This is a genomic window from Kitasatospora sp. NPDC056531, assembly GCF_042794375.1.
Classification (GTDB): domain Bacteria; phylum Actinomycetota; class Actinomycetes; order Streptomycetales; family Streptomycetaceae; genus Kitasatospora.
Map to the genome: position 1 here is coordinate 1 of NZ_JBHTTU010000179.1, position 6,654 is coordinate 6,654.

Annotated in this window: 8 protein-coding genes; 5 read left to right on the plus strand and 3 right to left on the minus strand. The window is 75.6% G+C overall.

The window, feature by feature from the left end; genetic code table 11:
* A partial coding sequence (locus tag ACFQ87_RS43410; protein WP_380616545.1) for a 2-phosphosulfolactate phosphatase occupies positions 1-460 on the plus strand: 460 nt, incomplete at its 5' end.
* Between the two features lie 312 nt (positions 461-772).
* Positions 773-964 (plus strand): hypothetical protein, encoded by a 192-nt coding sequence (locus ACFQ87_RS43415; protein WP_380616546.1) that lies wholly within the window; start codon positions 773-775, stop codon positions 962-964.
* A 15-nt stretch (positions 965-979) separates the two neighbouring features.
* Here the strand turns inward: ACFQ87_RS43415 and ACFQ87_RS43420 are convergent, their stop codons facing one another.
* The 3 genes from ACFQ87_RS43420 to ACFQ87_RS43430 all read right to left on the minus strand — a co-directional run bounded on the left by ACFQ87_RS43420 (position 980) and on the right by ACFQ87_RS43430 (position 2,852).
* Positions 980-1,588, minus strand: a complete 609-nt coding sequence (locus ACFQ87_RS43420) for an AAA family ATPase (RefSeq protein WP_380616548.1) — start codon at positions 1,586-1,588, stop codon at positions 980-982.
* A gap of 83 nt (positions 1,589-1,671) precedes the next feature.
* Positions 1,672-2,196 carry a DUF6328 family protein gene (locus tag ACFQ87_RS43425; RefSeq protein ID WP_380616549.1) on the minus strand — a complete coding sequence of 175 codons (525 nt, stop codon included), beginning with the start codon at positions 2,194-2,196 and terminating at the stop codon, positions 1,672-1,674.
* 119 nt (positions 2,197-2,315) lie between these two features.
* On the minus strand, positions 2,316-2,852 hold the full coding sequence (locus ACFQ87_RS43430) for a MarR family winged helix-turn-helix transcriptional regulator (protein WP_380616550.1): 537 nt from the start codon (positions 2,850-2,852) through the stop codon (positions 2,316-2,318).
* Positions 2,853-2,899: 47 nt separating this feature from the next.
* On the opposite strand from ACFQ87_RS43430, the gene ACFQ87_RS43435 reads away from it, so the two are divergent.
* The 3 genes from ACFQ87_RS43435 to fusA all read left to right on the plus strand — a co-directional run.
* A complete protein-coding gene (locus ACFQ87_RS43435; RefSeq protein ID WP_380616552.1) occupies positions 2,900-3,808 on the plus strand; it encodes a DMT family transporter in 909 nt (302 codons plus the stop codon).
* A 79-nt stretch (positions 3,809-3,887) separates the two neighbouring features.
* Positions 3,888-4,391 carry a hemerythrin domain-containing protein gene (locus ACFQ87_RS43440; RefSeq protein ID WP_380616553.1) on the plus strand — a complete coding sequence of 168 codons (504 nt, stop codon included), beginning with the start codon at positions 3,888-3,890 and terminating at the stop codon, positions 4,389-4,391.
* A gap of 352 nt (positions 4,392-4,743) precedes the next feature.
* A partial coding sequence (gene fusA / locus ACFQ87_RS43445) for an elongation factor G (protein WP_380616555.1) occupies positions 4,744-6,654 on the plus strand: 1,911 nt, incomplete at its 3' end.

The window sequence follows — 6,654 nt, forward strand, 5'->3', positions numbered from 1 at the left end:
CGGGTCGGCGATCGCGGCGGCGGCGCACGGCGCCGGGGCGCGGGTGGTGGCGGGCTGCCTGCGCAACGGCGGCGCGGTGGGGCGGTGGCTGGCCGCGCGCGGCTACGGGACGCGGGAGCGGCCGGTGGGCGTGGTCGCGGCGGGGGAGCGGTGGCCGGACGGCTCCCTGCGGCCGGCGCTGGAGGACCTGCTCGGTGCGGGCGTGGGGATCGCGGCCCTGCGGGAGCGGGACTGCGGGCCACTGTCGCCGGAGGCGGCGACGGCGGCCGCGGCGCACGCCTCGTGCGCGGATGTGGCCCGGGCGGTCGAAGGGAGCGTCTCGGGGCGGGAGCTGGCCGAGGGCGGCTTCGCGGACGACGTGGCGATCGCCGTCGAGCCGGCGGCGAGCGAGCTGGTCCCGCTCCTCGTCGACGGGGCGTTCACCGTCGAGCACAACGTGCCTGGGAAATCCGGTAGTTGAGTCATCGGGTGAAACCTCCGACGGGGCAGCTCGCTGTCCCGTCCGGGTCGAACGAGCGCCGGAGTGAACAGCGCGCCCCGGATTCGACGAAGGGATGAGCATGGCCAGTGCCGAAACGAGCTCCGCGGTCCGCGGCGGCAGCCCGGGCTCCGCGGCCGGCCGGGCGGCCGACTTCTACGGCGCCTACATCGACGCCGTCTGCGACGGCACCGACGACCTGGGCGAGCAGCTGCGCGCCCACTACCTCACCGAGGACCTGCGCCGGCGCCTGGCCGCCTGGCCCCCTGGGAGGAGGTCGACCACGCCGACGGCGTGCTGCGCGCCCAGGACGTGCCCACCCGCTGGGAGGTGCGCCACCACGACTCCGGCGCGGGGCGCCTGTTCACCACGGTCACCCTCGCCTGGGGAACCGGCCCCGGGGCCGGGCGCACCCGGCTCGCGGTGCGGAGCGACCCGGGCACCGAGCTGATCTCCGACATCGGGGACGCCCCGGCGGGCTCCTGACACCACGGCGGCTGCTCACCCCAGGGCGGCCGCCATCCGCCCGGCCAGCGTGTCGTACGGGCGGCAGTCCACCACCGGCAGGCCGCGGGCGCGGGCCTGGCCGGCGAGCCAGACGGAGTAGCGGGCGCTGACCGCGGCGCGCGCGCTCTGGGGGCCGCGGTCGGGCTCGCGGTGGGCGTAGTTGGCGCTGATCCGCTCGGGGTCGGCCTCGTGCAGGAAGACCGCCCGTACCCGCCGCCCCTGCCGATCGGCCTCGGCCGCGCAGCGGGCGGCGGCGGCCGGTGTGAGGTAGTCGCCCTCGACGACGGCCGGCACGTCCACGGTCAGGCGGTTGCGCACCACGCCCAGCAGGGCGTCGTCCAGGGCGCGGGCGGTGGCGATCTGCAGCTCCAGGACCCGGTCCGCGTCCGGGGAGGCGTCCGGGGAGGCGTCCGGGCCGTCCCGAGGGGCGCGGAAGTGGTGCAGGCCGGGGTGGGTCTCGGCGGTGGTGGCGGCCTGCAGTGCGGCGACCACGTCGTCGAACTCGACTGTGAACGCGCCGCGTTGCGCGGCCAGGCGGGCGGCGGCGCGGCTCTTGCCGAGGCCGGAGGCGCCGCCGATGAGCAGAACGTCCCACGTGTGCATACGGGCACGGTAGACGGTTCGGGGCGCCGCCGGCCCCACAGGAGCGTACGGGTGTGCGGGCGGCGGCGAGGCGGGCGGCGGTGTCAGGGCCGCTCGCGGGTGGCGCGGCGCACCGCCCAGGGCAGGACGAACCACAGGGCGGCGAAGACCAGCCCGACGGTGCAGGCGATCGTGACGGCCACCGGCGTGCCGAGGACGACGTCCAGGACCAGCAGCACGGCCCCGGTCAGGGCGGTGGCCAGCAGCAGCAGGCCGACCTGGGCGATGCGGGCGGACACGTCGACGATGCGCGCCTTGCCGGGGTGGCGGTACAGGCCCCGGTGCAGGGCGACGGGCGTGGCCAGGACGGCGGCGGCGAGCACGGTCAGCAGCAGGGTGGCGATGTAGATGTCCTGCTGGGCGTCGCTGAGTTCGGTGAAGCGCGGGGTGAAGGCGACGCCGAGCAGGAAGGCGAAGACGATCTGCACGCCGGTCTGCAGCACGCGCAGCTCCTGCAACAGCTCCACCAGGCGCCGGTCCGCCCTGACCTGCGGGTTCTCCCAGCCGGGCGGCAGGGGGGTGGGCTGGCCCAGGTGGTCGGGTTCGGGCGGCGGCGGGTTGCTGGTCATGGGTCAGATTGTGCCGACGCGCCGCCGGTAGTCGAGGATCGCGCGCAAGCGCACGTCGACGTCGTGCCGCTCCACCCCGCCCGCTGCGGTGGGACCCCGGTCCACCGCGCCGCCGGGCGTCACGGGGCGGGGCGCCCGGGCCCGGTGCCGTCCAGGCGGTGCTGCCAGGCGGTGAGCAGCGCCTGCAGGGCGGCGGCCTCCTCGGGGCCGAGGTGGGCGAGCAGGCGGTGCTCGTTGCGCATGTGGGCGGTGAACGCCTCGTCGATCAGACGCAGCCCCGCGTCGGTGAGGGCGACCACGCGGGCGCGCCGGTCGTCCTCGGCGGTGCGGCGGGTGACCAGTCCGGCGCGCTCCAGGCGGTCGATCCGCTTGGTCATCGCGCCGGTGGTGACCATGGTGTGGGCGGCGAGCTCGCCGGGCGCGCGCTCGTAGGGGGCGCCGGCGCGGCGCAGCGCGGCGAGCACGTCGAACTCGCCCTCGCCCAGGCCGTAGCGCTGGTAGACGAGGGTGAGCTCGGCGCTCAGGCGGGCGGCGAGGCGGTGCAGGCGTCCGATCACGGCCAGCGGGGAGACGTCGAGGTCGGGGCGCTCGCGCCGCCACTCGGCCTGGATCAGCGCCACGCGGTCGGCGCGGTCCTCGTCCTCGGAGTGCTTCATGGACCCATCCTACGCTGGTAGCTTCCCGGGAAGATATATTGTCTTCCATGGAAGCCAATGTGCGGTGGGTACTGCTGACCGCCCTCGCCCCGCTCGCCTGGGGCGCCAACTACTACGTCACCCACGCCTACCTGCCCGCCGACCGCCCACTGTGGGGCGCCACCCTGCGCGCCCTGCCCGCCGGCCTGCTGCTGCTCGCCCTCGCCCGCCGCCGCCCCCACGGCCCCTGGTGGCGGCGCAGCGCCCTGCTCGCACTGCTCAACACCGCCGCCTTCTTCGTCCTGCTCTACCTCGCCTCCCAACTCCTGCCCACCAGCGCCGCCGCCACCGTCATGGCCGCCTCCCCGCTCGCCATGCTGCTCACCGCCTGGGCGCTCGACGGCCAGCGCCCGCACCGCGCCCACCTGGCCGGGGCGGCGGCGGGCCTCGCGGGCGTGGCACTCACCCTGCTCGAACCCCTCGGCGCCGTCAGCTGGACGGGCCTGGCGGCCTCGGCGGGCGCGATGCTGGTCTCCTCCGTCGGCTACGTGCTCTCCGCCCGCTGGCGCGAGGGCGCCGACCCGCTGGCCGCCACCTCCTGGCAGCTGACCGCCGGCGGCCTGATGCTGCTGCCGCTGGCCGCCGCCGTCGAGGGAGCGCCGCCCCCGCTGGACGGCCCCACCCTGCTCGCCTTCGGCTACGTCACCCTGGTGGCCACCGCCCTCGCCTTCGCCTGCTGGTTCGCGGGACTGCGCCACCTGCCGGCCGCGACCGTCGGCCTGCTCGGACTGCTCAACCCGCTGGCCGGGGTGCTGCTGGGCACCGCGCTGGACGGCGACGCCTTCGGGATGCGCCAGGGGGCGGGGCTGGCGCTGGTGGCGGCCGGGATCCTGCTCGGGCGCCCGCGACACCCGCGCCCGCCCGCGCCGCCCGCCACGGCCGGGCCGGCGGGCTTGCCGCGCCGGCGGGTGCCGTGATCGGATGGCGGGCAGCATCGCGTGCCGGTGGCGGACCGCGCCAGGCATGGAGGTGCGCAACCGAAGGGACCGCCCGCCCGTGGCCTCCCCCCTCAACGGCCGAACCGCCGCCCTCAGTCTCCAACTCTCCCAAGCCCACCGGGAACTGCGCCGCCGCCTCACCGACGTCCGCGCCGCACTCGGCCGGCGCACACGCGCCGACGACACCCTGCTCACCCACTGCCTGGCCTTCTGCACCGCTCTGATGAACCATCACCAGGGCGAGGACGATGGCCTGTTTGCCGCCCTGGTACGCCAACGGCCCGACCTCGCACCAACGGTGGCCAAACTCGTCGAGGACCACGGCTTCATCGCCCACATCCTCGCTCGGGTGCGCGAACTCGCCGAACAGGCCACCGCGACACCCGGCGCCGACCTGGAGGCGATCGGGCGCGAACTCGACGGACTGGCCGCCATCATGGAGTCCCACTTCGGCTACGAGGAACGCGCCATCGGCGCCGCCCTCGACGCCGGGCTGCGCGACCGGGACGGCTGGTCGCAGCCGGTACTGCGCTTCCGGGCGCCGCAAAAGCCGTCGCCGTAAAACCCTTCGCGAAGCCGGACCCGTCCTCCCTACACTCGCCACGCGGCCGCGCCCCGAGGTGCGGACGCCCGTGACGACGACAGCAAGGCGAGAGGGGGAGGGCGGCCATGCCGAAGCACAGCGCCGCCGCCCCCTCTCCCGCGTCGCGGTACGAGGTGATCCTGGTGTCCCCGCCCTCCCGGTGCCCGCTGCGCGGCCGGCACCGGAACAGTGCCGCCACCGTCTGAACCCGTCCGCACCCTTCGTGCGGGCCCTTCCTCGCCAGCAATCTGACGAGACGTCATAAATCGCGGCAGCACTGTGTCAATCGCGCGCCCACCCGTAGAAGACGCCCCCGAAAGGCAACCGGGCCATGCGCACCGACATCACCACCACCCGCACCACCACCGCGGCCGCCGCCATCGCCGCCGTCCGCAACCTCGGCATCCTCGCCCACGTCGACGCCGGCAAGACCACCGTCACCGAGCGGATCCTCTACCTCACCGGCACCACCCACAAGCGCGGCGAAGTCCACAACGGCACCACCGTCACCGACTTCGACCCCCAGGAACGCGACCGCGGCATCACCATCTTCGCCGCCGCCGTCAGCTGCGCCTGGGCCGGACACCGGATCAACCTCATCGACACCCCCGGCCACGTCGACTTCGCCGACGAGGTCGAACGCTCGCTGCGCGTCCTGGACGGCGCCGTCGCGGTGTTCGACGCGGTCGCCGGCGTCGAGCCGCAGAGCGAATCGGTGTGGCGCCAGGCCGAACGCCACGGCGTGCCCCGGATCGCCTTCGTCAACAAACTCGACCGCGCCGGAGCCGACCTGGACACCGCGCTCGCCTCCATCCGCGAACGCCTCCACCCCCGCCCGCTCGCCGTCCAACTACCCGTCGGCACCGAGGAGTCCTTCACCGGCGTCATCGACCTCGTGCACCTGCGCGCCCTCACCTGGGACGACGACGGCACTCTGACCGAAGGCCCGGTGCCCGACCACCTCACCGCCCACGCCACCGCCCGCCGCCGCGCCCTGGAGGAGGCCGTGGCCGAACTGCACCCCGAAGCCCTGGAGGAGTTCTGCACCCACGGCGCCCTCACCGCCACCACCCTCACCGCCGCCCTGCGCCACCTCACCCGCACCGGCGAGGCGGTGGTGGTGCTGTGCGGCTCCGCCTACCGCAACCGCGGCATCGAACCGCTGCTGGACGCCGCCGTCGCCTACCTGCCCTCCCCCCTCGACGCCCCGCCCCTACGGGCCGCCGACGAGCAGCAGCACCAGCGCGCCGCCGACCCCCAACAGCCCCTGACCGCCCTGGCGTTCAAGGTCACCGCGGCCCCCACCGGCCGCCTCACCTACCTGCGCCTGTACACCGGCACCCTGCACAAGGGCGACACCGTGCTCGACGCCGCCACCGGCCGCACCGAGCGCATCGCCCGCATCCTGCGCGTGATGGCCGACCGCCACACCGAGACCGACCACGCCCTGGCCGGCGACATCGTCGCCGTCATCGGCCCCAAGACCGCCCGCGTCGGCGCCACCCTGTGCGACCCCGACCACCCCATCCTGCTGGAGGCACCCGTGAGCGCCGAACCGGTCGTCACCGTCGCCGTCGAGGCCCGCCGCACCGCCGACACCGACAAACTCACCGCCGCCCTCGCCCGCCTCGCCGAGGAGGACCCCTCGCTGCGCCTGGCCACCGACCCGGAGACCGGCCAGCGCACCCTGTCGGGGCTGGGGGAGCTGCACCTGGAGGTGGCGGTGGAGAAGGTGCGCCGCGAGGCCGGCGTGGAGGCGGTGGTGGGCCGCCCCCAGGTCGCGCTGCGCGAGGCCCTGGTGGAAGGGGTGAGCGGCTTCGTGTACCGGCACGCCAAACAGGACGGCGGCGCGGGCCAGTTCGCCCACATCGTCCTCGACGTCCAACCCGTCGGCGACGGCTTCGCGTTCACCTCCGCCGTCACCGGCGGGCGGGTGCCGCGCGAGTACGCGCAGGCCGTCGAGGCCGGCTGCCGCGACGCGCTCGCCGAGGGGCCGCTGGGCGGCCACCCGGTGGTCGGCGTCGCGGTCACCCTCACCGACGGCATCAACCACCCGAAGGACTCCTCGGAGCTCGCCTTCCGCACCGCCGCCCGCCTGGGCCTGCGCGAGGCGCTGCGCTCGGCACGGCTGCAGCTGCTGGAGCCGCTCGCCGAGGTGAGCGTCACCGTGCCCGAGGACGCCCTCGGCGCGGTGCTGGGGGACCTGGCCGCCCGCCGCGGCCAGGTCCAGGGCACCGCCCTG

Bases quoted from the DNA above. Each gene is read 5' to 3' on its own strand.
- ACFQ87_RS43420 (WP_380616548.1), bottom strand. From the start codon at position 1,588: ATGCACACGTGGGACGTTCTGCTCATCGGCGGCGCCTCCGGCCTCGGC.
- ACFQ87_RS43435 (WP_380616552.1), top strand. From the start codon at position 2,900: ATGGAAGCCAATGTGCGGTGGGTACTGCTGACCGCCCTCGCCCCGCTC.
- ACFQ87_RS43430 (WP_380616550.1), bottom strand. From the start codon at position 2,852: ATGAAGCACTCCGAGGACGAGGACCGCGCCGACCGCGTGGCGCTGATC.
- ACFQ87_RS43425 (WP_380616549.1), bottom strand. From the start codon at position 2,196: ATGACCAGCAACCCGCCGCCGCCCGAACCCGACCACCTGGGCCAGCCC.